The sequence below is a fragment of the Coleofasciculus sp. C1-SOL-03 genome (assembly GCF_040220555.1).
Lineage (GTDB): Bacteria > Cyanobacteriota > Cyanobacteriia > Cyanobacteriales > Coleofasciculaceae > Coleofasciculus.
Window position 1 is genome coordinate 14,828 of sequence record NZ_JAVJUO010000012.1, and the last position, 24,957, is coordinate 39,784.

General features: G+C 45.7%; 16 protein-coding genes. 11 read left to right on the top strand and 5 right to left on the bottom strand.

Annotation, left to right across the window (positions count from 1 at the left end; all coding sequences use genetic code 11):
- The first annotated feature begins 58 nt into the window (after positions 1 to 58).
- From nifK to RIE73_RS01735, 6 genes are all read left to right on the top strand, one after another.
- Entirely contained in the window at positions 59 to 1,435 is a 1,377-nt protein-coding gene (nifK, locus tag RIE73_RS01710) for a nitrogenase molybdenum-iron protein subunit beta (protein ID WP_446399535.1), read from the top strand.
- A 139-nt stretch (positions 1,436 to 1,574) separates the two neighbouring features.
- Complete coding sequence (locus RIE73_RS01715) at positions 1,575 to 1,880, top strand: (2Fe-2S) ferredoxin domain-containing protein (RefSeq protein WP_446399536.1); 306 nt, start codon at positions 1,575 to 1,577, stop codon at positions 1,878 to 1,880.
- A gap of 565 nt (positions 1,881 to 2,445) precedes the next feature.
- Positions 2,446 to 3,813 carry a nitrogenase iron-molybdenum cofactor biosynthesis protein NifE gene (nifE, locus tag RIE73_RS01720; RefSeq protein WP_446399537.1) on the top strand — a complete coding sequence of 456 codons (1,368 nt, stop codon included), beginning with the start codon at positions 2,446 to 2,448 and terminating at the stop codon, positions 3,811 to 3,813.
- A 212-nt stretch (positions 3,814 to 4,025) separates the two neighbouring features.
- On the top strand, positions 4,026 to 5,510 hold the full coding sequence (locus RIE73_RS01725; RefSeq protein WP_446399538.1) for a nitrogenase component 1: 1,485 nt from the start codon (positions 4,026 to 4,028) through the stop codon (positions 5,508 to 5,510).
- Positions 5,511 to 5,664: 154 nt separating this feature from the next.
- On the top strand, positions 5,665 to 6,948 hold the full coding sequence (gene nifB, locus RIE73_RS01730) for a nitrogenase cofactor biosynthesis protein NifB (RefSeq protein ID WP_446399539.1): 1,284 nt from the start codon (positions 5,665 to 5,667) through the stop codon (positions 6,946 to 6,948).
- Between the two features lie 470 nt (positions 6,949 to 7,418).
- Positions 7,419 to 7,841: a hypothetical protein gene (locus RIE73_RS01735; RefSeq protein ID WP_446399540.1), complete on the top strand. Its 423-nt coding sequence runs from the start codon at positions 7,419 to 7,421 to the stop codon at positions 7,839 to 7,841.
- An 89-nt stretch (positions 7,842 to 7,930) separates the two neighbouring features.
- Here the strand turns inward: RIE73_RS01735 and RIE73_RS01740 are convergent, their stop codons facing one another.
- Positions 7,931 to 14,644 (bottom strand): DUF4347 domain-containing protein, encoded by a 6,714-nt coding sequence (locus RIE73_RS01740; protein ID WP_446399541.1) that lies wholly within the window; start codon positions 14,642 to 14,644, stop codon positions 7,931 to 7,933.
- 421 nt (positions 14,645 to 15,065) lie between these two features.
- Entirely contained in the window at positions 15,066 to 15,275 is a 210-nt protein-coding gene (locus tag RIE73_RS01745; protein WP_446379845.1) for a TOBE domain-containing protein, read from the bottom strand.
- Between the two features lie 179 nt (positions 15,276 to 15,454).
- Between RIE73_RS01745 and modD the strand changes: the two genes are divergently transcribed.
- The 5 genes from modD to RIE73_RS01770 all read left to right on the top strand — a co-directional run bounded on the left by modD (position 15,455) and on the right by RIE73_RS01770 (position 20,915).
- Positions 15,455 to 16,321, top strand: a complete 867-nt coding sequence (modD, locus tag RIE73_RS01750) for a ModD protein (RefSeq protein ID WP_446399542.1) — start codon at positions 15,455 to 15,457, stop codon at positions 16,319 to 16,321.
- Positions 16,322 to 16,549: 228 nt separating this feature from the next.
- A complete protein-coding gene (gene modA / locus RIE73_RS01755) occupies positions 16,550 to 17,353 on the top strand; it encodes a molybdate ABC transporter substrate-binding protein (RefSeq protein ID WP_446399543.1) in 804 nt (267 codons plus the stop codon).
- Between the two features lie 677 nt (positions 17,354 to 18,030).
- Complete coding sequence (modB, locus tag RIE73_RS01760; protein WP_446399544.1) at positions 18,031 to 20,031, top strand: molybdate ABC transporter permease subunit; 2,001 nt, start codon at positions 18,031 to 18,033, stop codon at positions 20,029 to 20,031.
- A 151-nt stretch (positions 20,032 to 20,182) separates the two neighbouring features.
- A complete protein-coding gene (locus tag RIE73_RS01765; RefSeq protein WP_446399545.1) occupies positions 20,183 to 20,374 on the top strand; it encodes a hypothetical protein in 192 nt (63 codons plus the stop codon).
- Positions 20,375 to 20,696: 322 nt separating this feature from the next.
- Positions 20,697 to 20,915, top strand: coding sequence for a Nif11-like leader peptide family natural product precursor (locus RIE73_RS01770; protein WP_446399546.1), 219 nt, complete (start codon positions 20,697 to 20,699; stop codon positions 20,913 to 20,915).
- 291 nt (positions 20,916 to 21,206) lie between these two features.
- Here the strand turns inward: RIE73_RS01770 and RIE73_RS01775 are convergent, their stop codons facing one another.
- The 3 genes from RIE73_RS01775 to RIE73_RS01785 all read right to left on the bottom strand — a co-directional run.
- Positions 21,207 to 22,196 carry an SDR family NAD(P)-dependent oxidoreductase gene (locus RIE73_RS01775; protein WP_446399547.1) on the bottom strand — a complete coding sequence of 330 codons (990 nt, stop codon included), beginning with the start codon at positions 22,194 to 22,196 and terminating at the stop codon, positions 21,207 to 21,209.
- A gap of 26 nt (positions 22,197 to 22,222) precedes the next feature.
- Positions 22,223 to 24,325 carry a DNA polymerase III subunit gamma/tau gene (locus tag RIE73_RS01780; RefSeq protein WP_446399548.1) on the bottom strand — a complete coding sequence of 701 codons (2,103 nt, stop codon included), beginning with the start codon at positions 24,323 to 24,325 and terminating at the stop codon, positions 22,223 to 22,225.
- 432 nt (positions 24,326 to 24,757) lie between these two features.
- Positions 24,758 to 24,957 (bottom strand): hypothetical protein (locus RIE73_RS01785; RefSeq protein WP_446399549.1); only part of this gene is annotated, 200 nt, incomplete at its 5' end.

The following is a 24,957-nucleotide window of genomic DNA, read 5'->3' on the forward strand; positions in this document are numbered from 1 at the left end:
AACGTTAATCGTGAAACCCGCCCCTACAGACTTAAACCCACAAAGGAGAACCAGAATCATGTTAGAAGCAACCCCTAAAGAAATCGTTGAACGTAAGGCGCTACGAATCAATCCTGCCAAAACTTGTCAGCCGATTGGGGCAATGTACGCCGCATTAGGAATTCACGGCTGCTTGCCCAACTCCCACGGGTCTCAAGGCTGCTGTTCCTTCCACAAGTCTCACCTGACCCGCCATTACAGAGAACCCATCATGGCTGCAACTAGCGCCTTTACCGAAGGGTCATCTGTATTCGGCGGTGGCGGAAACCTCAAGCAAGCCCTGACTACTATTTTTAGCGTCTACAACCCGGATATAGTGGCAGTCAATACCACTTGCTTATCAGAAACTATTGGCGATGATTTACCCACATTTATCCGCCAATCCCGTGAATCCGGAGCAATTCCGGAAGGCAAATATGTCATTCACGCCAATACTCCCAGCTACGTCGGGTCTCATGTCACTGGCTGGTCGAATATGACTAAGGCGATGGTGACTTATTTAGCGGCAAAAACCGAGACGCCGAATAACAAGCTCAACATTATCCCTGGCTACGTCGAACCCTCGGATGTGCGGGCGGTGAAGCAGTTGTTGACCCAAATGGGGATTGATGCGATTGTATTCCCGGATACTTCGGATGTGGTGGATACGCCGAAGACGGGTGATTTTGAGATGTACCCGAAAGGCGGGACACCGATTCCTGATTTAATCGACACCGGGAATAGCACCGCCACCTTAGCCTTGGGTAATTTTACCTCAGAAGCTGCTGCAACTGCCCTACAAAACAAGTGCCAAGTTCCGTCTCGTGTCCTAGACTTACCCATTGGTCTTCGCGCCACTGACCGTTTTGTCCAAGCCTTAATCGAATTCAGTGATGTCACACCACCAGAATCCCTCAATGATGACCGAGGACGGTTGGTTGATGTGATGACCGATATGCAGCAGTATCTGTATCGCAAGCGGGTTGCGGTGTACGGTGACCCTGACCAGGTGATCTCGGCGACGGAATTCCTCGTAGACTGCGGGATGTTACCGGTTTACGTGATTACGGGTAGCCCAGTTGGGAAGCGCTTTGAAGAACGAGTCAAAGATATCCTCAAGGATACCGTTCCTGATGCCGTTGTTGCAGCTAATGCAGACTTGTTCTACTTGCATCAACTGATTAAGAATGAGCCAGTCGATTTGCTTCTGGGCAATGAATACGGCAAGTATATCGGTCGTGATGAAGATATTCCGATCGTGCGCTTCGGTTTCCCCATTTTAGATCGCGTCGGTCACAGCTACTTCCCCACCACTTGCTACTGGGGTGGTATCTACCTGCTGTCTAATATCTGCAATACCATACTCGAACGCCTCGACCGGGATGCTCCCGATGAGCTGTTTGAATTGGTTCGCTAGAACGCTATCGGGGCGGGTTAATTCGGATAATTGGTTGTCATCTGATCTGACTAAATCCGCCCCAAATCCAAGGTTTGAGTTAGTCCTGAACAACTCAAAAATCATCCTTAATTTTTTATCCTTTTTAAGGGGGTTTATTATGCAGAAACCTGAACACCATATCTTCGTTTGTTCCAGCTTCCGAGTCAATGGCAACGCGCAAGGAGTTTGTCAGAAAAAGGATTCTACAACGTTAATCCAGTACCTTGAATCAGAAATAACCGATCGCGGTTTAGACGCTCTGGTTTCCTCAACGGGATGCATGAATCTGTGCAACAACGGACCCGTGATGATGGTTTACCCAGATAATTACTGGTACGGAAATGTTGATGAAGAAGCCATTGACGAAATCCTCGACGCCTTAGAAGATGGCAAACCTGCTGAGGATTATCTGTTTGTTAGTTAAATCTCAACCATTCGCCACCGCCTTGGGTTCAAACCCAAGGAACCAAAAGATACAGCCTTGGGTTCAAACCCAAGGCTAAAAGCGAAAGTCGTCTAAAGACGACTCGCTCAGAATTCTAGAACATGTTAAAGAAAGGATTAGTCAAGGGCGACACGAGTCAATTGAATGGATACAGTTGTTACTTGATGTAAGCGGATCGCCCCTACCCGAAGACCCAATGTGACATGTTCCCCAGAATTCCAGCCTTAAACCGCCTTGGGTTCAAACCCAAGGAACCTAAAGCGAAAGTCGTCTAAAGACGACTCGCTCAGAATTCTAGAACATGTTAAAGAAAGGATTAGTCAAGGGCGACACGAGTCAATTGAATGGATACAGTTGTTGATTTGTGTAAGCGGATCGCCCCTACCCGAAGACCCAATGTGACATGTTTACCAGAATTCCAGTCGTCTTTAGACGACTTGAGCTATAAGCCAAGAACTTGAGTTCTTGGCGGGTGTCGGGGCTTACCTCACCTTTTTCACTTTTTCTAAAAGCATTTTTGTACAACGTTTGTGAGCCTGATGATATGGAACCTGTTATTTTTCAAGAACGTGAAAAGCAAATTCACCGCAAGGGAAACCAACCATTTGACCTGGAATGTAACAAAGACAGCCTTGCTGGTGCAGTTAGCCAACGTGCTTGCGTATTTTGTGGTTCTCGCGTTGTTTTATACCCCATCGCTGACGCCATTCATTTAGTCCATGGACCCATTGGCTGCGCGGCGTATACCTGGGATATTCGCGGGGCGCTTTCATCGGGTCCAGAATTGCATCGGTTGAGTTTTTCCACGGATCTACAAGAACGCGATGTCATCTTTGGTGGTGAGAAGAAACTCTATCAGGCGTTAACGGAACTGATTGACCGCCATCACCCCAATGCGGCGTTTGTTTATTCCACCTGTATTGTGGGTATTATTGGTGATGATTTAGAAGCGATATGTCGGCGAGTTAGCCAAGAAAAAAATATTCCCGTCATTCCAGTTAAATCAGAAGGATTTAAAGGAAACAAACGGGCAGGATATAATGCCGCTTGTACTGCCATGTTCCGCTTAGTGGGGACAGGAGACACCACCGGAATATCTCCCCGCAGTATTAATATTCTGGGCGACTTTAACTTAGCCGGAGAAATTTGGATTATCCGCGAATATTTTGAACGCATGGGTGTCCAGGTTGTTGCCAATATCACAGGGGATGGTAGAGTCGGAGATATCGCGCGATCACACGGCGCTGCATTGAACGTGGTTCAGTGTTCTGGGGCGACGATGGACTTAGCCAAGATGATGAAAGAAAAGTATGGAACGCCGTTTCTACGAGTGTCCTACTTTGGTGTCGAAGACATGGCGGAAGCCTTGTATAAAGTTGCCCGATTCTTCGAGGATGACCCAGACATTCTCAAACGCGCTCAAGACTTAGTGCGGGAAGAATTAACCCTGTTATATACTAAACTGCAAGAGTACCGCCAAGACTTGCAAGGTAAAAAAGCGGCGATTTATGTGGGTGGTGCGTTCAAAGCCTTTTCCTTAGTGAAAGCCTTCCGACTTATCGGTATGGATGTGGTGATGGTAGGTTCACAAACGGGAACCAGTGAAGATTACCGAGAACTCCACGAAGTCACCGATGAAGGCACAATTATTGTGGATGATTCTAACCCCTTGGAACTCTCGGCATTTTTGAAAGAAAAAGATGTTGACATCTTTGTCGGTGGCGTGAAAGAACGACCGATTGCCTATAAGTTAGGACTCGGATTTTGCGACCACAACCATGAACGCAAGGAAGCGTTAGAAGGGTTTCTGGGAATGGTGAATTTTGCCAAGGAAGTCCATAGCACCGTCATGTCTCCCGTCTGGAGATTTGTGCCGCGTAACAATCAAGCCTTGAACTCAAGTTCCGGCTAAAAGCTTAAACCCGTTAAAACGGGTTGTTCGTAGTAGGCACTTTAGTGCCTCAAGTTGTAGGGTGTGTTAGCGAAGCGTAACGCACCATTATTCCTCAAACTTAAGCTGTAGGGTTAGCGTTCACGCCGCGTTTCCGAAAGGTAGCATAACGCACCATTATTCCAGAATTGAAATGATAAACCATTACCGAATTCGCTGCCACCGATAAAACCATGTCTAAGAAACTCAAAATTAAGCAAAAAACCGAAGCCTACGTTTCCACAACCAACGCCTGTAAACTGTGTAAACCTCTGGGCGCTTGCATCGCCTTTCGAGGTATTGAGGGAACCGTGCCCTTTCTGCATGGATCACAAGGCTGCGCCACCTACATGAGGCGGTATATCATTAGTCATTTTCGCGAACCCATTGACATCGCTTCCTCTTCCTTGAGTGAAAAACACGCCGTTTATGGCGGAGGACCCAACCTGAAAAAAGGTATCCTCAATGTCATGGATAAATATGGCGCAAAAGTTGTAGGAATTGCTACCACTTGCTTAACTGAAACCATTGGTGATAATGTTAGTGGGTTGTTGAGAGAGTTTAAGGAAGAATTTGGCGAAAAGGAATTGCCAACCTTGTTAAATGTCTCCACCCCCAGTTATAGTGGCACCCACATGGAAGGTTTCCATGCCACAGTACGGGCAGTGATTGATCAGTTAGCAATTGAATCGGAAACAGTCGAACCCACAACGTCTTCCCAATCCCCAGGAGTCGGGGCGGGTTTATTAACATCTGGGCGAACAGAAAAGGATAGTAGTGAAACCCGCCCCTACACACTTAACACGTCCAAAGTCAATCTTTTACCGGGATTAGTTTCTCCCGCCGATATCCGTTATCTAAAAGAAGTTCTCGACGATTTTAATTGTCCAGGAACGATCCTACCGGATATCTCCGAAACCTTAGACGCCCCCGCGCAAATGGACTATGAAAAGATTCCGGAAGGGGGAACGCCAATTGCGGCGATTCAAACTATGGGACATTCTGACGCCACGATTGAGTTCGGTCAAGTGTTGCAACGCACGGGTAATTCTGGGGGTCAACTACTAGCTGAACGCAACGGTGTTCCTCTGTACGCCTTGGGTATGCCGATTGGGTTGCGAGAGTGCGATCGCTTCTTTGACGCCCTAGAAACAGTTTCTGGGTGTGCGACACCAAGAAAACATCAACTGGAACGAGGGCGGTTAGTGGATGCCTATGTTGATTCCCATAAATATCTGTTTGGCAAGCGGGTGGTGGTTTATGGCGAAGAAGATTTATGTGTCGGATTAACGGCATTTTTAGCCGAAATTGGCATGAAAATCGTTTTATGTGCCTCAGGCGGAAATAGTGGACATTTTCAGGAGGCTATTGAAGCCGTTACCTCTGATATTGTCAGGAAACCACCAATTGTAAAGGAAGGATTTGATTTCTACGAAATTGCTGAAGAAATCGAAAGCCTAAAACCGGATATGTTAATTGGAACCAGTAAAGGATATCCCCTGACAAAGAAACATCGAATTCCGCTAATTCGGGTAGGCTTTCCCATTCACGATCGCTTTGGCGGACAGCGGATGCTACATCTCGGTTATCGCGGCACTCAGAACCTGTTAGATCGGATTGTGAATGCCATTATCGAGAAGAAGCAAGCTGATTCACCTGTGGGATATGGCTATCTCTGATTTTGTCTTATGTCATTTGTCATTCGTCATTCGTCATACTCGCTTTCATCGAGAAGCAAGCTAAGTCATTTGTTCACGAGTCTAACCATCCGCCACTAACTTAGTTTAGAGAGTATTTCCCGAAATTCAACTCATCACTTCAGGAGAGAAAACCATGACAGCTACAGTTAACTTAGAAAATCACCCTTGTTTTAATGTCAAGGTAAAAGGACAGTTTGGACGAGTCCATTTACCTGTAGCACCCAAGTGCAATATCCAATGTAATTATTGCAATCGCAAATATGATTGCGTTAACGAAAGTAGACCCGGTGTAACCAGCACTATTCTTTCTCCCGCCCAAGCTGCTGTTTACATGGAAAAGGTATTAGAGAAAGAACCGAGAATCAGTGTCGCTGGAATTGCGGGTCCCGGTGATCCCTTTGCCAATCCAGAGGAAACCTTAGGTACAATGCGGCTGCTGCGGGAAAAGTTTCCCGACTTAATCCTCTGCTTGGCAACCAATGGGTTAAATCTCAAACCCGAATATATCGACGAAATTGCCGAAATTGGCGTCAGTCACGTTACCGTTACCATCAACGCGATCGACCCAGAAATTACGCGCAAAGTTTACCGTTGGGTACGCCATGATAAGTCAGTTTATCAGGGATTAAAAGGCGCGAAGTTACTCTTAGAACGTCAACTCGAAGCCGTCAAAGGATTGAAAGCCGCCGGGATTACAGTAAAAATAAACTGCATCGTCATGCCCGGAATTAATGACCATCATGTCGTTGAAGTTGCCAAAACTATGGCAGACATGGGGGCAGATTTATTCAATGCCATGGCAATGTATCCCACAGAAGATACGCCCTTTGAGGGATTAACAGAACCCGATGGGATTACGATGGCAAAAATCCGCAAAGAATGCGAAGAATATCTACCGCAAATGCGCCATTGTACACGCTGTCGGGCAGATGCTGTAGGACTTTTAGGCGCAGATCAATCCGAGGAGTTCCACGGTTGTTTGATTGCTTGTTCTAAGAAAGTGATTCCCATTGAAGAAAAAGAACGTCCTTATGTCGCTGTAGCAACCGTTGAAGGAATTCTGGTGAATCAACACTTAGGTCAAGCGGATCAGTTTCAGATTTGGCAGAAAACCGATCAAGGCTTTACCTTAGTAGAAGAACGCCTCGCCCCTGACCGTGGAAGTGGTTTTGAACGCTGGCAAAAAGTGGCGAATATGCTGAAAGATTGTCGGGCAATTTTAGCCAGTAGTATTGGCGATAACCCGAAAGAAATTTTGACCAAATGTGGTGTGCTTCCGGTGGAAATGAGCGGTTTCATTGAAACGGGATTGCAAGCCGTTTATGAAGGAAGTGATTTATCCAAACTGAAAGGCAAACGGCAAGTTGCAGCGGGTAAAGTTGGCGAATGTACCGGGAGTGGCTTAGGTTGTGGTTAAACCGTTTGTAGTTGCGCTCGTAGTTGCGCTTTAGCGCCATCAAATAGCATTCTTGACCCATAACCCGTAGGGTGCGTTAGCGTAGCGTAACGCACCGTTTTTCTGATTCTTGGTGGGTTACGGCGGATATCTGATTAAATGGTTATTCCTCTTTATGGAGTTACCGCCTAACCCACCCTACTGGCTATGTCCTTTTTCCCCTTATTATTGGTGGGTTACGGCGGATATCTGATTAAATAGTTATTCCTCTTCATGGAGTTACCGCCTAACCCACCCTACAGTTAATTATAATTTTTTTAATCTTAAATAAAAATAACAAAGAGCGATTAAGCAATTATTTGTAGCTTGGAATACTAGCTACCTATTTTTAATGATAAACAATAACAGTAATCACCTTAATCTGATCATGAAATGCCATAGATAACGCATCTCCGCAATAGTTTTTCTAACCCCATTAAAGGTATCAAATTATGCTGTATTTAGCTGAAGTCAAAAAAAATCATTCCTGGATTGGCAGTCGAGCAACGGTACTTAAACTGCAAGCCTATTGCCAAGAAAGAAGCCGACAAATTTGGCGCACGGTTCAAGATGAAGTAATTCTCGCCACCCAAATCAAGCATATTAATAAAGGTATGCTGGTCTTAATTGAGGTCACTTCAGATAGACAAGTTTGTCAAGTTTATTCGACGACAGCCGGACCGATTGTTAACATTCTCCAAGCCTTTACATATCTAGAAAAACAATGGACAACCTATACCCAAAGCTGGGAAGATTTGAAACTGTCTCTGCTGCTACAACAACAAGAACTGAATCGTCATGAAACTAGAATCCAGGAACTGGAAGAAAAATTGCAGCAAGCCTTGGCAAGGCGATCGCGACGGCGGTATCAGTAGTTGTACAGCGCTTTTCAAATAAGTGAGGTACACAGGCAGATCCCCGACTTCTCCAAGAAGTCGGGGATCTTGCTTAAGGCTGTACTTCATCAAGTAAAGTCAGCCGCAGTAATTAAATTAGCCGATACACCAAACACGGTGGCTAACAACTCTCCACTGGATTGAACCTGAATTAAGGAACTAAAACTGCTCGCTGTAATAGTTAACTGGTCAAACGTTAAACCATCAGCAAGTAGGAATAAATCCTCCCCATCACTAAAGTCAAAGACCATATCCATTCCTGCACCCATTCGCAACAGGAACTGGTCAGCACCACTTCCCCCAAATAAGCCGTCATTGCCGACACCACCGTCAAGTAAATCATCCCCATTATCGCCTCGAATTAGGTCATCACCTGCACCGCCAGTGAGGGTATCATTGTCAGCGTCACCAAAGAGGATATCATTGCCTTCCCCTGCTTCTAGAAGGTCATCTCCTGCGCCACCTCGGAGAAAATCAGCACCCAGGTTACCCAAGAGCATATCATTGCCATTGCCGCCAAAAACTTGGTCGTTTCCCTCACCACTATCGAGGTAATCATTGCCATCACCACCGTCGAGGAAATCGTTACCCAGTTGACCGAACAGGGCATCATTAGCGTCCCCGCCAAAGAGCATATCATCCCCGTCGCCGCCATCGAGGGCATCTTCACCTTCACCCCCATCGATAAGGTCATTTCCCAGGTTGCCAAATAGGTTATCTTGACCCGCATCTCCGGAGAGAACATCATCTCCATCGCCGCCATCTACAAAGTCATTACCCGCTTTTGCTTGCAGAACATCATTACCGCCTAAGCCAAACAAGAAGTCATCGCCACTGTCAGCAGTTAAGGTATCATCCAGGGGAGTCCCGATTAACGTCAAACTATTGGCAGGATTGACGGTAACATTCACGGTTGCTGTTGCTGTGCCACCATTGCTATCAGAAATCGTGTAACTAAAGCTATCAGCACCAATGTAGCCAGTAGCCGGAGTATACAGCAGTTGATCGTCAGTTAAATCATTGGGTGTGCTATTATCATCGAGGATAATTGTGCCGCCAGAGGCTGAAGTTGAATCAAACGCATCAATGTGTAACGGGTCAGCTTCTACGGGGTCACTATCATTCGCCAGAACATTGATAGTAATCGCTGTATCTTGAGTCGTTGTGGCACTATCGTCTATGGCAACTGGGTTGTCATTAACCGCGTTAATGGTCATATTTACAGTTGTCCCAGCCGCAAAGTTTGTACCATCTGAAGCATTCCAAACAAAACTGCTATTGCCGTTGAAATCAGCATCCGGGGTAAAAGTAAGATTATCTAGGTCAGCCACTGTAATTTCATCACCCGCTTGCACTGTATTTCCATTGAGATTTAAGACCCCTTGATTGGGCAAGGAAATTACACTAATTTGACTGAGACTTGTACCTTCCGGGTCATTAAAAGCGGTGGTAAAATCATTGGCGCTGAATGAGATAACGGTATCTTCGTCACCTGTTTTGTTGACCGGGGTAAGCGTGGGTGTATCGTTAATCCCTGTAACTGTGACGGTAACCGTAGCTGTAGCCGTACCGCCATTCCCATCGCTGAGAGTATAGGTAAGGCTATCCGTCGTGGTTTCACCTTGTCCAAGAGACTGGAATGCTGTATCTGGATTGTAGGTGAGGGTATTGTCAGGATTGAGCGTGACGATTCCTTGAGTGTTGGTCGTATCAATACTACTGAGGTTCAGGGTATTATTGTCTGGGTCGCTGTCGTTATCGAGAACAGTAATCGTGACAGCCGTATCCTCATCAGTCGTCACTGTATCATCATTCGCGATCGGAGCGCTGTTAAATGAGACAGTAGTTGTAGCCAGGGAACTAAGATTACTGTGAGTCGCCCCATCATTCACCACAAATTCAATCGTGCGATCGCTCGTGTCAGGTGCAGTGGCAGTATTGGTATAAGTAACCGTTCCCAGAACCTGCTGATAATTGGCAACCGTGTCTACACCAGCCAGACTCAACATCCCAGTATTGGCATTATAGTGAGCCGTGATATTCGTACCAGTAGTATTAGCCGAGAGAACTTCATCGGCACCATCCAAGAGATTGGTAATTTGTACTGTAGTATTAGCGACAGTTGTGCTGTTAAAGTCAGTTAGAGTAAACCCACTCTCCGTAATTGGGATAGGCGTTGCTGTAAATATAGCCGTATAATCAATCCCGGAAGTGCTGCCATTCAGATCAAGTTCTGATGGTGCATTACCAAAAATCACATAGCTTTCTCCGGCATCACTTTCACCATTGGGATCACCTCCAAGAGTTCCAATAATGATATCATCGACCCCATCATTGTTAACATCTCCGGCATAGCTGATTGACCAGCCTGAGTAGTCTCCTGCATCAATACCGTTAATTACAAACCCATTGCTGCCATTGAGAGACGATAGCTCTAATGTGCCACTGGCTCCCACAGTTGTGCCACCAAATACGACATAGGTTTCTCCTGCTTCACTCTTACCATTAGGAGCAGCGTTATGAGCTGAGATAATTAAATCATCAATGCCATCTTTGTTGATATCTCCAGCCGCCCGAACGGGTTGACCTGAGAAATCATTCTCATCAATACCATTAATCACAAAGCCATTGCTGCCATCGAGAGCAGATAGCTCCAAGGTGCCACTATTTCCCACAGTTGTGCCACCAAAAACTACATAGCTTTCTCCTGCCGCCGACTTGCCGTTGGGATCACCTCCATAAGCTCCGATAATCAGGTCATCAATACCATCATTGTTAATATCTCCAGCATCACTAACTGAAATGCCTGAAGTGTCGCCCTGATTAATGCCATTGATGATAAAGCCATTACTACCATTGAGGGAGGATAACTCCAGGATACCTCCTACCCCCACCTGAGAACTGCCAAATACTACATAGCTGGCTCCTGTGACCAAACTGCCGTTGGGGTCAGCCCAAAGCGCCCCAATAATAATGTCATTGATCCCATCGTGGTTAATATCTCCGACGTGACTGACGGAAGTCCCCGATTGGTCTTCTGCATCAAAACCATTGATAACAAAACCATTAGTGCCATTGAGAGAAGATAGCTCTAGAATGCCACTGTTTCCCACAGTTGTGCCACCGAAAACCACATAGCTTTCCCCAGCTCTAATATTGCCGTTAGGATCAGCCAATTTAGCCCCGATAATTAAGTCATCAATGCCATCATTGTTAACATCCCCGGCATTACTGACTGAGCTACCTGAGTAGTCCTCTTCATCAATACCGTTGATCACAAAACCATTGCTACCATTAAGCGTAGATAGGTCTAGACTCCCTCCTGTTCCCACTTGGGAATGACCAAACACTACATAGCTTTTTCCTGCCTTATTCGTGCCATTAGGTTGAGCGGTTGAGGCTCCAATAATTAGGTCATTAATCCCATCATTATTAATATCTCCAGCATTACTAACTGAGTAGTCATCTAATTGATCTCCGGGATCAATACCAGTGATAATGAAGCCGTTAGTGCCATTCAGGTCAGATAATTCCAGTGTGCCACTTGTTCCTACATTGGCATCACCAAACACCACATAGCTTTCTCCTGCGATTAGAGTATTCTCAGAGTCAAATAAATGAGCCCTGATGATCAGGTCATCAATGCCATCATTGTTAATGTCTCCAGCATCACTGACTGAGACACCTGAAAAATTATTTTCATGAATGCCATTGATGATAAAGCCATTATTGCCATTAAGGTTGGCTAGATTAAAGAATGAGTGCAAACTATTGCCGACTGTGACATCAAATGTGTCACTAACACTACCGCCATTGCCATCCGATGCTGTAACCGTAATGCCGTGAGTCGCGATCGCACTATCAGCCACCGTACCGCTAATTATCCCCGTACCCGTATCCAGACTCAACCCCGTGGGTAAATTCGTGGCGGCGTAAGTCAGAGTATCCCCGACATCAATATCAATGAAATTGCTACTAATATCCCAATTTACTGAACTACCCGTCGTGGTATTTTGGTCAGGAATTGCTGTGGTGAGTGTCGGCGCATCATTAGTATTGGCAACCGTAATATCAAAGATTTGAGTATCCGTCGCTCCAGCGCTATCAGTTACCACTAATTCCACATTATGGTTACCCACTTGATCATTGGTAGGAGTTCCAGTTAGTATCGCTGTACCATCACCATTGTCTGTAAAACTCAGCCATCCCGGTAACGTCGTCGCGCTAATCGTCAACGTATCTCCACTATCCGAATCACTGGTGGTAATGTTATAGAGATAGGAGTTATCTTCATCAACTCCAGTAAGTTCCGTACTGGTAAAATTGGGAGCGCTGTTAAATGAGACAGTGGTGGTTGCTAGAGAACTAAGATTACTGTGAGTTCCTCCATCATTCACCACAAATTCAATCGTGCGATTTGTGGTGTCAGGTGTCGTGGCAGTATTTTGATAGGTAACTGTTCCCAGAACCTGCTGATAATTGGCAACCGTATCTACACCAGCCAGACTCAACATCCCGGTGTTGACATTATATTGAGCCGTGATATTCGTACCACTTGTATTAGCAGAGAGAACTTCATCGACACCATCTAAAAGATTGGTAATTTGTACCGTCGTATTAGCAACAGTGGTACTATTAGCATCAGTAAGCGTGAATCCACTCTCCGTAATTGGGATAGGCGTTGCCGTAAATGTAGCTGTATAATCAATCCCGGAAGTGCTGCCATTCAGGTCAAGTTTTGGTGGAGTATTACCAAAAACAAGATACATCGAGTCATCCTGATTATTGATAACTTCACCACCCTGGTCTACGACAATCAAGTCATTAAGACCATCACCGTTAATATCTCCGGCATCACTAACTGAAATGCCTAAATTGTCATCTGTATCAATGCCATTAATGACAAAACCATTACTACCGTTGAGTTCCGATAACTCCAGCGTTCCCGTCGCGCCAATCTGAGAACCACCAAACACCACATAGCTGGCTCCAGTATCACTCATACTATTGGTATCAGCATCAGGCGCTCCTATCACTAAGTCATTAATACCATCACCATTAATATCCCCGACACCACTAACAGAGAAACCTAATTTATCATCTGGATTAATACCATTAATCACGAAGCCATTATTGCCATCCAAGTCAGATAGTTCGAGCATCCCCGTCGCCCCAACTTGGGGATTACCAAAAATGACATAGCTTTCCCCAGCACCAGGAGATCCAATGAGCAAGTCTCCCATTCCATCGTTATTAATATCTCCGACACTACTAAGCGAAAAGCCTGATTGAGCATCGGTGTTAATACCGTTAATCACGAAGCCATTACTGCCATCCAAGTCAGATAGTTCCAATGTGCCATTTGCCCACACAGGAGAATTACCAAAAATGACAACGGTTTGACCATTGCTAGCCTGCTCTCCCCCAATCATCAAATCATCAATTCCATCATCATTAATATCTCCCGTACTGATAGCTTTGTTGAAGAGTGTGATTCCCAGAAGACTATTACTATTGATGACAAAGCCATTGCTACCATTGAGTTCAGATAGTTCTATCGTTTCAGTTTCACCGACCTGAGAACCACCAAATACCACACCAATGTCTCCACCGCCAAAATTATCCGGAATCAAAATAATCAGATCATTAATCCCATCATTGTTGATGTCTCCAACTTCGCTAAATATGCCACCCGTTGCTAAATCAGTTACGCCATTAATGACAACTCCATCAGCATTTCCTAGGGTTCCCGTTGCACCTATCTGGTCATCACCAAACACCGTATAAATGGCTCCGCCAGAACCAGCCCAAGATGATCCAATCATCAGATCATCGATGCCATCATTGTTAATATCTCCGGTATCACGAACTAAGATACCTAAAAAGTCCCCACCGCTCGGAATAACAAAGCCATTACTGCCATTTAGGTCAGATAGTTGTACTGTGCCACCTGCCCCGACTTGAGAACTGCCAAACACTACAGCTCCACTAGGAGAGGTTCCACCGGAAGCGGTAAAAGGTAACCCAATAATTAAGTCCTCAATGCCATCGTTGTTGATATCACCAGCACGACTGACCAAGGCATCCCCGCCTTCAATATTTTCGATAACCAAGCCATTAGAGCCATTCAGGTCAGCTAAGTTTAAAAATGACTGCAAACTATTACTTTGTGCGGCAATAATGGCTTCCGGTCGGGTCACTAAATTGACCGTCTGTTCTAAATCGTCATCAGGATTAATGCTGCTACTTGCCAAAACCGCATCATACGCCGTCATCACATCTGCCGGAAATGCCAACGATGCCTTAATCTCACCCGTTCTAACTTGCAAATCCCAGTCACCCCCTAAAGCCGCACTGCCTGTGAGATTGACAGAAGCCGCTATCTTTGCACCCGTTAACTGACTCAACCAATCGATAAAAGAGATGCCTTGAGGCAATAATGTGGGTAACTCTGCTGCCACATTACAACCATAAATTAGGATATCTGCATCAGCCGTTAGCGCCTCAGACCAGCGTTGTAAGTCCCTAGCGTAATCTTGAAGTGTCGAGATGTTGAGCTGACTATTACCTAGATATAAACATCCTGGTGAGCCGTGAGAAACAATATGAATCGCTTGAATGTTTCGGCATCCAGCTAAAATTTTGGTAATTTGTTTGACCCCATCTACCCTTGGGTCAAGGACAATTCCTACAGCTTCTGGAATAATGCCTTTAACTAATGTAGAATAGTTCTTAATAGCCGGGTCAATGAAAACTAGGATGCCCCGATTGTGAGATAGCATCGCCTTTGTTGCACCAAATTCAATAGAAGAACACTACAGTGACACTGCTTATACTAGGTATCTTTACTGATTAATCTGAATTTTGGGGCTGCTTTGAAACAAAAAAATAATATTATTTGTTTTTCTTAAAGCTAAGCAATAAATCGTTTTTTTTTGCAATCTAACTTCAATATTTATTTTTTATGAAGATTACGTTAAAAATGTATAACACTATCCCCCGATAATATGTAGTTTTGAAAACATTTTTATCAGGATTCCCGCTTGGCTGACAATTTTTGTTAGAGGAGACAGTTCTATCCTAATTAAGTCAGGGCGCACGTCTGTAGTCAGGGCGCACGTCTGTGCGCCCCTACGATTCCGGGCGGCTGTTGACTGGTGAAAACTGAGGATATGGGGCAACCTGCGTTCAATTACAAACCCTTTAATCGGTTGCCACCATGACATCTGTCGCTTTAACAACAGCATACGCTTCCTTGCCCTCGGCGAGACCGAGTCGTTCCGCAGAAGACTTGGTGATAATTGCCGTCATTTCCACCCCAGGAGCAACTTCTATTGTCACCTCACTGTTCACAGAGCCAGGTACAACCTTTTTTACTGTTCCTTTAAAGGTATTGCGAGCGCTAATTTCCATAGTTCAATCCCTGCTTTAGTCATTGGTTCACCAGCTAATAATACCAAAAATCACTGAATTTTCTGATTTTGCTGAATATTTTGATGAAAACAGTAAATTGTATTATTTTACTCACTTTTACCCTCGCAGAACTGATATAGCCTAGTCAGACGACCGAAGGCAAAAATGCGACATAGGTAATGGTTTTTATCTCACAGCAGTTTATCGAACAGTTAATCCAAGAAGACGTTCCCTATTTTGATTTAACCACTCAAGTGTTAGGGATTGGCGATCGCATGGGGACAATCCGCTTTACCACTCGCGCCAAAACCGTTCTAGCCTGCACCGAAGACGCCGCCAGTATCTTACGCCAAACTGGGGCAGAGGTGACAGCAATCTTGGCGACAGGTGAAATCTTGGACGCAGGTGTCACCTTTCTCAGTGCTACCGGAAACGCCGCCGCCTTGCATCTGGCTTGGAAACCTGCCCAGAATTTACTGGAATATGCTTGTGGAGTCGCCACCAAAACCTACAATCTGGTGCAGATAGCACAAGCGGCAAATCAAGATGTGATGCTTTATACCACTCGCAAAGTCATCCCAAGAACAAAACCTATCGCCGTGAAAGCCATTTTAGCAGGTGGGGCATATCCTCATCGACTGGGAGTCTCAGAAACCGTCTTAATCTTCCAACAGCATCTCAACTTTCTGGGTGGGATTGACTCCCTCATTCAGCAACTCCCCGTAATTAAGCGCCAGGTTAAGGAAAAGAAAGTCATTGTTGAAGTTAAAGATATGGCTACCGCCTTGAACCTAGCCGCTTCAGGCATTGATGGGATTCAATTTGATAAAATGAACGCCGAGACATTAGCCGAGGCAATTCCCCAACTCAAGTCCATGAATCCAACGCTAATTACTCTGGCGGCTGGCGGGATTAATGACGCTAATATTGCCAATTATGCAGCAACTGGCGTAGATGGGTTAGTGTTAACCGCTCCCTATTATGCCAAGCCTGCTGATATCCAGGTAGAAATGGTTTGTAGGGGCGGGTTTAGGGACTTGCTTTGATTTATTGATGATAACGTTTCTACAAAACCCTCCCAGACGTGCCATGCTACGTTTCTACAATCAATATTTAGCAATTATGACATTCGTAGACTGAATTACAGCATAGGCTTCTTTTCCTTTTTCTAGGCATTGGCGTAATATACCAACTAAGTTGGTAAGTCATGGTTCAGATTAATACGATGATCCTATCAACACCTTCTGTCAGTCATTAGCTGAGGCAACAGGGAAATGAAAAAACGACGTGTTTTCTCAATGGCATGGATGGTGGCGGCTTTTTTAATCGTCGTGGGTTGTTCTCAAGGAACACCTCCGAACCCTTCCGCCACGTCACCCGAATCGGTAGAAATTACGGTATCAGCGGCAGCTAGTCTCCAGGATGCCATGAAAGCGATCGCGCCGTTGTATACTCAAGAACAAGCTCACGTTATCATTACCTATAACTTTGGCTCCTCCGGTTCTCTGCAACAGCAAATCGAACAGGGAGCGCCTGTGGATGTCTTTCTGTCCGCCGCGCCAAAACAGATGAATGCTTTGCAAGAGAAAGATTTACTGTTAACTGAGACGCGCAAAGACTTATTGAAAAACTCAATTGTTCTGGTTACACCAAAGGATAAAACAAATCTTTCTAATTTCAAAGAATTAACGATTGATAAAGTGAGCAAAATTGCAATTGGCGACCCGGAAAGTGTACCCGCTGGACAATATGGGAAAGAAGTCCTAACTTCACTGAATTTGTATAAACCCATCCAATCTAAATTGGTTTTCGCCAAAGATGTGCGCCAAGTCCTCTCTTATGTAGAAACCGGGAATGTTGAGGCAGGTTTAGTCTATGCCACGGATGCTAACGTATCAGATAATGTCAAAGTTGTCGCCACGGCATCAGAAACGTCTCACGCACCAATTATTTATCCAGTTGCGGTATTAAAAGAGAGTAAACATCCGGATTCAGCCAAGGCATTTGTGCAGTTTCTCTCTACTGAACCTGCTAAAACTGTGTTTGAAGCGTATGGTTTCAACTTAGCTAGCAATTAACAGTTTCAACTGAGTAATGGTGCGTTACGCTACCCTACCCTACCCTACCCTACCCTACCCTACCCTACCCTTCGGGAACGCTGCGCGAACGGGAACGCTGCGCGAACGGGAACGCTGCGCGAACGGGAACGCTGCGCGAACGGGAACGCACGATGGCGGCGTGACCCAGCTAATTTGGTGAAATAGATTTGGTTCGTAGTGAGGGCTTGAGCCAACTCCAGCTAGGCGTTAAAGCACTAAAGCGCTTACTACAAACAAAGTCCCATTTTAACCCGGTCGCGCCACCAGAATTTGGCGATGTTTGAAGACTATGGTTTTAGCTTGGCTGGCAATTAACAGTTTCAAATATAGAGTTTCCTGATTGAATGAGATACTATACCTTGGGCGCAAGCCTTGCGCCCCTACTGTTGTAAATGTCCTTCCCCAACCGCCAACTCCCTCTGCGTACCTCTGCGCGTACCTCTGCGTACCTGGAGCGTTAAAAAAAATAATCCTGCCATTTCACCGTTTAATCGAGGCGAGTTTATAGCTTAGGTTTATCGGCTAAGGTTCCCTACTACAAACCTAATATAGAAAAAAGATAGTTAAACTACAGAAAACCCTAAGAAAAGCTGAGATATTATCAATCGAACCATCCCCCAACCTTCTCGCCATAATTCGATTACTGGACGAATAGAATGCCCTATTCAGATTTATCTCCGCTGTGGATTTCTCTAAAAACTGCATTTGTCGCGACAATCTTCGCTTTCTTAGTGGGAATCATCGCCGCCCGATGGATGTATGGCTATCGCGGTAAAGCCAAAGGATTAATTGATGGGTTTTTTACCCTGCCGTTGGTACTACCACCAACGGTTATCGGTTTTCTGCTACTACTCCTTTTGGGCAGAAATAGTCCCGTGGGACAACTGTTAAAGCAATTAGGAATTACGGTAATATTTTCCTGGTCAGCAACGGTAATTGCGGCTACAGTTGTGGCGTTTCCTTTGATGTATAAAACGGTACTGAGTGCCTTTGAACAAATTGACAAGGATTTGATTCATTGCGCTCAGACATTAGGGGCATCAGAATGGCGAATTTTTTGGCAGATTCTATTACCTTTGGCATTACCTGGCGTGGTTTCGGGAACGATTTTAGCCTTTGCTAGGGCTTTAGGAGAATTTGGTGCCACATTAATGTTAGCAGGTAGTATTCCTGGCAAAACTCAAACTATGCCGATCGCGATCTTCTTTGCCGCAGAAGCAGGTAAGATGGGGGAGGCGTTAAACTGGGTGCTGCTGATGGTGGCGATCGCACTCTTGGTAATCGCTACAATTCACTACTGGTCAGGAACACAGCACTCCGCCAAATGGCACGCGATCGCGCATTGGTTATCGATCACAACGGATTACGTGGCAACTCTACTATCCTTCTTTCATCATGCCACGAAAAACCCGCTAGGTTATCGACGTCCTCCCTCAGCAAGGGGGGTCACACCATGTCCTTCTCATCAGTCATTATTCCCTTCTCCCTTGCAACCTTCCTCCTTCCCTTCTGCCCTCTGCCTTCTGCCCTCTGCCTTTTCTCCACCAAAATGTAAGTATTCAACTGGACATGATATCAGATATGGCAATAAAGGACTTTTTGTTAACCTGAAAAAGCAGTTACCTGGATTTACCTTAGACGCCCAATTAGAAGCTAATGGACAGCCATTAGGACTCTTAGGCACATCCGGTTCGGGTAAAAGCATGACGCTGCGCTGCATTGCGGGATTAGACTCACCCAGTCAGGGGCGAATTGTTCTCAATGGACGAGTTTTGTTTGATTCGCAACGGCGGATTAATATTCCCAGTCGCCAACGCCGAATTGGTTTTGTGTTTCAAAATTATGCCCTATTTCCCCATTTAACCATTGTCCAAAATATTGGCTTTGGTCTGCAAGATTTGCCTAAACTGGAACGTAGACAGCGCATTTCTAAATATATGGAAATGATGCAACTTCAAGGCTTAGAAAACCGCTATCCTGAGCAAATTTCCGGCGGACAGCAACAGCGAGTTGCCCTTGCTAGGGCTTTGGCAATACATCCAGAAGCCTTACTCTTAGATGAACCCCTTTCCGCCCTGGATACCTATTTACGCAGCCGGATTGAAAGGCTGTTGAGTGAAACGCTTTCCACGTATGAAGGCGTGACCCTATTTGTCACTCATAAGCTAGAAGAAGCTTATCGAATCTGCCATAATTTGTTGATTCTTTCCCAGGGAAAAATCATTGCTGATGATACCAAAGAGACTATTTTTGAACGTCCTCCTAGCTTTGAAGTCGCCCAGGTTACTGAATGTAAAAACTTTTCCACCGCCCGGATGATTGAACCCCAAAAAATTAAGGCGCTAGACTGGGGCTGTACGCTTCAGGTGGTTGAACCCATCCCCGACGGATTAACGTATGTAGGAATTCGCGCCCACCATTTCACCTTTCCCCAGCATCCCGATGGAGAGAATACCTTTCCCTGCTGGCTGGTGATGACCAGTGAGACGCAACACCGGACAACCTTATATATTAGACTGCATCAGCCTCCATCTCACTCCCAGGACTATCACCTACAAGTTGAGGTTTATAAGGAAAAATGGGCGAATCTCAAAGATCGTCCCTTTCCCTGGTACGTTCGTTTAGACCCGTTGCGACTGATTTTGATGAAACAATAACTGACTATTATGTCCGGAAACCTTGACAAAAACCGGGATCTACAAACTTGTCACCCAATGTATTCTTTTGTATAAGAAAAGGTTAAAATTGGGTTAAAATCAGAGAACGTCCCTCATGCTTAGGGAAGGGAAAGCAAATACTATTGGGCTAATGGTCAAGGTAGGAACTTTAATTCGGGTTATCCGCCCTGAATATGCTGCGGGTATTCAGGGGATTATCCAAGGTCGTGAAGAGTCAGGACGTTGGATCGTCCGCTTAGAACAAAATTTAATGAATCCGAATGACGTTCCTCTGATGTTGTCTCTGGATGAGTCCGACTTTGAAGTGATTCAGCCTAAGTAGGGGTTCGGTTATTTTTTGAGACGCTTGTTTGCATAACTCTGCCTGAATGTAATTGATTGTAAACAAGTTTAATTTTATAGCAATAAATTGCAATATTTCTCAGGAAAAAATAGTCTCAAAAAGATAGTTTAAATACAAAAAACCACAGGAGAGGCTGAGATACTACTCAGAAGTTGAGCTATCTCATCCTATTTCTTCGGCAGAATAGTCACGCCTCCTAACCTTCCCTTAGTCAGGTGAGGTGGTGTAAATGGTGGGGTAGATCAAGTGTAATGTCTTACCGAATTGGTATTACCCAGGTTTCTAAGAGAGGTTAGCAACGATGTCTCAAGATAATGTGATCAATTTACTCGAAGCAGGCGGAAAAGATAAAAAATTGCGAGCTAAATACGACGCCCTCAAAACCAAGGAAGAGTTTGTGGAAATGGCGGCTACTGATGGTTACGAGTTTACCGTCGCTGAACTGGATGCTGTTTTGAAAGAAGCCGGGGACTCGTGGGAAGAGTCAGGCTTTCCACCTCGACGCTTGATTTGGTGGTAGGTGGTCATTCGTCATTTGTCATTCGTCAAAACACTGATTTCACAGATTTATTGGAGAGAGTGGGGTAGGGAAGTGAGAGGTTAGTTACACTGATTACATTTAGTGACATCAGGGTGAAAACCTTCCCGTTCGCGGTAAACTGATCGGCGGTGATATCCTGGGAACCGATTTTGGTCAAATCAGGGTCTTCCAGACTTAGTGTGCTAAACTATCAGCTTTAATGAACCAGGAAGCTTACCACACAGGGACTGTAGCTTCCCCAGCTCCCCCATCTTCCCCCACCACAACTACTTATTCAGCAGCCCCTATTTTCGGTGAGCTGAGTGATTGTAGCAGTAGCAGTGACCAAGGTATATTAATATTAGGTACCAGCCAGGGGTATTTTCTCAGGGCGGGAAAGACAAGGGGAAGCACGAAACGCAGAGACCGTAACGATACAGGACGTTCCCCGTTTTTGTCTACCAATCCGTAGTGTTTAGCCAACTCCGCCGCAATCTGCACCCGTCCGGTTCGTCGCATCACCGTGGAATCTGTAGCTAGGGCGGCAATCACTCGTCCGGTGAGTAACGGTGTTTCCCAGTTGTACCTTTCTTTGATGGCTGAGTTTTTCGGGTCAGCCGCCGTACTTTCATCCATATTGGCAGCAAACTGAGTAAATTTTTCCGTCCCCACAATTCCGGGCCAAATTGACAGGGATGCAATATTCTGAGGTTTGAGTTCAATCGCCATATCTGCCGCTAGGCGATCGCACGCTGATTTACCTGCACCGTAGGGAGGACTAAAAATATAGGATAAACTACCCCAAGAGGAAATGGTACAAATAAGTCCTTGCTGATGGGGGGTCATCATCCGGGCGGCAAAAATACTGGCAACATAGTGACTCCGCAGCCCGACATTATTGCAAGCATCCCACAAATTCGGTTCACTCTCCCAGAACGGCTTTCCTGAAGCATCTGTTAAGGCTTGTACCCCGGCGTAAGCATTATTAACCAGCAGGTCAAGTTGTCCCTGTTCATCCTGGATACGCTCAAACAGCAAACGCACTTGCTCATCGTCACTGTGATCCACTTGCATGGGAATGCAGACGCCACCGACTTCTTCAACGGCGGATTGGGTTTCCTGGAGACTCCCGGATACACCCTGATCAGAGGTTAAACGTTCCAGGGTACGTCCTGTAATATACACCGTCGCCCCAGCTTCACCTAGGGCGATCGCAATTCCCTTGCCTAGACCCCGCGTTGCCCCTGTGACTACTGTGATTTTACCTTCAAGATGTTTCATAATTGGGTTTATTGCTACCAACATATTCAAAACGCAATATCGCCATTTTCATCATATTCAAAGGTGTCTGATCGCCTTGATTGTGGCACCGAATTTTTGGGTGTTGTATCGGGTGTTTGCTGGTTTTGAATTGGGATTGAATCGGTCTGATTAAATGACTGGGATGGAAGCGGAGGTGGGGTTGGCTTGGTTGCTTCTGTGGATGAGCTTGTCTCCAATGTCGGCAGATTCAATTCATCCTCTAGATTAATCACACTACCATTAAAAAATTTCTCCAAGGCAGTTACGGCATCTTTTATTTTCTCCTCATCCCAGTCTCCCGTCCCTATCGGTGCTGATATCGAAGAGTCAGGGAGAGAAACAGAGGTAGTTTCTTCCTCCTGATGTGAGGAAGTTTCATTGGCTGAAACTATTTTACGTTCCGGTTGGGGAATAACTGTTTCTTGTGTTTTTCTATTGTCCTGATTGTCTTCATCTTCTACAGGTGAGGGTGATTTAGACGGTGACGGTGTAACAGGTTCTCGATTTGTCGCTGCGGGTTTAGCCGATGTTTTACCCACTTGAAACATGATTTTGATATCTTTCTGATAAACCCTTTGAAAGGCGGCTTGAATATTGGATAGGTTCTTTTTGGCATAGTTTAACAAGGGTTGAGAACTGATCTCTATTTGTGCCACGGTTCCATCAAAACTTAATAAATGACACTGCTGACGCAATAATTCTTTGGTACTTAAGGGTCGCAAATTGCTCAAAATATGTTGCCAAATTTGTTCCATATTCGCCGATTGTTCGGAAACAGGAACAGCAGGAACTGTCTGATGATCGGCTGGTGGCACAGATGAGGGTGAGGCTGGGACGGGAGGGGGGGATTGAGTCTCAGGGGTTGAGGTAGTGGGTTGAGGAGTTGGCGTTGGAGGTGCAACCGCAGGGGGGGGAGAGTCCTGCTGAGAACGAGGTTGAGGGTTTGGCGGCTGGGGGGTTCTCGGTTGACGGGTTTGGGAGTGCGATCGCGTCTGAGTCGCCCCTGATTCTACGCGCAATGCGTCGGGTAATAAGCCTAACAGGGTGACTTCTAACCACAGACGCGGTTGGGTTGTGTTTTTAACCTGGACTTCACTGCTTTTTAAATGTTGTTGTCCCCGTAAAATATCCGTTGTCTCCATTGATTGAGCCAACTCGCCTAACTCTTTCCAGGTTGGCGGTGTCACTGCGACTAAATCTTGACGACTGGGTGAGGTTTTGGCAATGAGTAAATCCCGATAAAATCCAGCTAAATTTTGCAGCACCACTAACGGTTCTCGTCCCCGATCCATTAAATTGCGGCAACAGTCGAGAACGGCTTGAGCATTATTATCCGTGATCGCTTGGCTGAGTGCTAATAAGTCTCGTTCGGGTACTGCCCCGACTAAATCCCAAATACATTCTACGGTTATTTCTCCGGCTAACAAGCTGAGTTGATCTAGCAAACTTTCAGCATCTCGTAATCCCCCTTGTGCCACTTGTGCCACTAAGGTAATCGCTTCTGTTGTAATATTAATGCTTTCTTTGCTGGCAATCTCTTGCAGATGTTTTACCATTGCCGCCAAGGGAATCCGACGAAAATCAAACCGTTGACAGCGAGAAATAATCGTGGGTAAAACTCGTTGCGGATCGGTGGTGGCTAAGACAAAAACAACATGATTGGGCGGTTCTTCTAGGGTTTTGAGTAATGCATTAAACGCCGCACTACTCAGCATGTGACACTCATCCACCACATACACTTTGTAACGACATTGAACGGGGGCAAATTGAGCGCGTTCAATAATTTCCCGAATATTATCCACCCCGGTATTACTCGCCGCATCAATTTCGGTGATATCTAGGGCGGTGCCTTGAGCGATCGTGCGACAAACGTCACAAGTCCCGCAAGGCTGAGGTGTTGGCTTATCGGTAGTCAGACAGTTAAGGGATTTGGCTAAAATCCGCGCTGACGAGGTTTTCCCCGTCCCTCTAGGACCACAGAACAAATAAGCCGGGGCAACTTTCTCTTGACGAATCGCATTCGTGAGGGTTTGCGCGATCGCTTCTTGACCAACCAAATCGGCAAACGTCTGAGGGCGATATTTGTGATGGAGGGGTTCGTAACTCACGCGGCTTCAGGATGTAAGGGAGACAAGGGGAAGATGAGAGAGATGGGGGAGATAGGGAAGATCAGGGAGTTAACTCACGCGCCATGCCCGACTAGCAAAGCGAAGGGTCAAAACTTCCCCAATCCCAATCTCCAATCCCCAATCACCTGTTCCCCAGTGAGATGAACAATTGTACTATCTATCATAGTCACTTGAGATCGTAACTCAAAACCATGTCCTTGAGTGAAGCGAAGGATCAGTCGGGGCGGGTTTAGTTCAGGTAGTGGTTTGAGCCGGAACGTTATGGGTAAAACCCGCCCCTACACAGTCATACGGACTTGATCACTTTCTCAGGACTTACGCACAAACGCCATTTATGGTAGGGGCACGGCAATGCCCATTGGTGTCAACTACAGGCGAGAAAATCAATGCTGGTAAGGTTTTAAGCTGTGTCTATCTACTTCTCGACATTTCCCCCTCATCCCCTAACCCCAACTCCGGACCCCCCTCGTCTGACAGGTGTAGGTTTTTTACTGTGCGGTTGGGGCAAGACAAGGAGGGCAAGGTGGACAAGAGGACAAGGAAGGAAAACCGTACAGAATCTTGTTCGGTCAAACTCACTTCTAAAAGCCGAAACGCCCGATTTTTCGTTC

Bases quoted from the DNA above. Each gene is read 5' to 3' on its own strand.
- nifK (WP_446399535.1), top strand. From the start codon at position 59: ATGTTAGAAGCAACCCCTAAAGAAATCGTTGAACGTAAGGCGCTACGA.
- RIE73_RS01715 (WP_446399536.1), top strand. From the start codon at position 1,575: ATGCAGAAACCTGAACACCATATCTTCGTTTGTTCCAGCTTCCGAGTC.
- nifE (WP_446399537.1), top strand. From the start codon at position 2,446: ATGGAACCTGTTATTTTTCAAGAACGTGAAAAGCAAATTCACCGCAAG.
- RIE73_RS01725 (WP_446399538.1), top strand. From the start codon at position 4,026: ATGTCTAAGAAACTCAAAATTAAGCAAAAAACCGAAGCCTACGTTTCC.
- nifB (WP_446399539.1), top strand. From the start codon at position 5,665: ATGACAGCTACAGTTAACTTAGAAAATCACCCTTGTTTTAATGTCAAG.
- RIE73_RS01735 (WP_446399540.1), top strand. From the start codon at position 7,419: ATGCTGTATTTAGCTGAAGTCAAAAAAAATCATTCCTGGATTGGCAGT.
- RIE73_RS01740 (WP_446399541.1), bottom strand. From the start codon at position 14,644: ATGCTATCTCACAATCGGGGCATCCTAGTTTTCATTGACCCGGCTATT.
- RIE73_RS01745 (WP_446379845.1), bottom strand. From the start codon at position 15,275: ATGGAAATTAGCGCTCGCAATACCTTTAAAGGAACAGTAAAAAAGGTT.
- modD (WP_446399542.1), top strand. From the start codon at position 15,455: ATGGTTTTTATCTCACAGCAGTTTATCGAACAGTTAATCCAAGAAGAC.
- modA (WP_446399543.1), top strand. From the start codon at position 16,550: ATGAAAAAACGACGTGTTTTCTCAATGGCATGGATGGTGGCGGCTTTT.
- modB (WP_446399544.1), top strand. From the start codon at position 18,031: ATGCCCTATTCAGATTTATCTCCGCTGTGGATTTCTCTAAAAACTGCA.
- RIE73_RS01765 (WP_446399545.1), top strand. From the start codon at position 20,183: ATGGTCAAGGTAGGAACTTTAATTCGGGTTATCCGCCCTGAATATGCT.
- RIE73_RS01770 (WP_446399546.1), top strand. From the start codon at position 20,697: ATGTCTCAAGATAATGTGATCAATTTACTCGAAGCAGGCGGAAAAGAT.
- RIE73_RS01775 (WP_446399547.1), bottom strand. From the start codon at position 22,196: ATGAAACATCTTGAAGGTAAAATCACAGTAGTCACAGGGGCAACGCGG.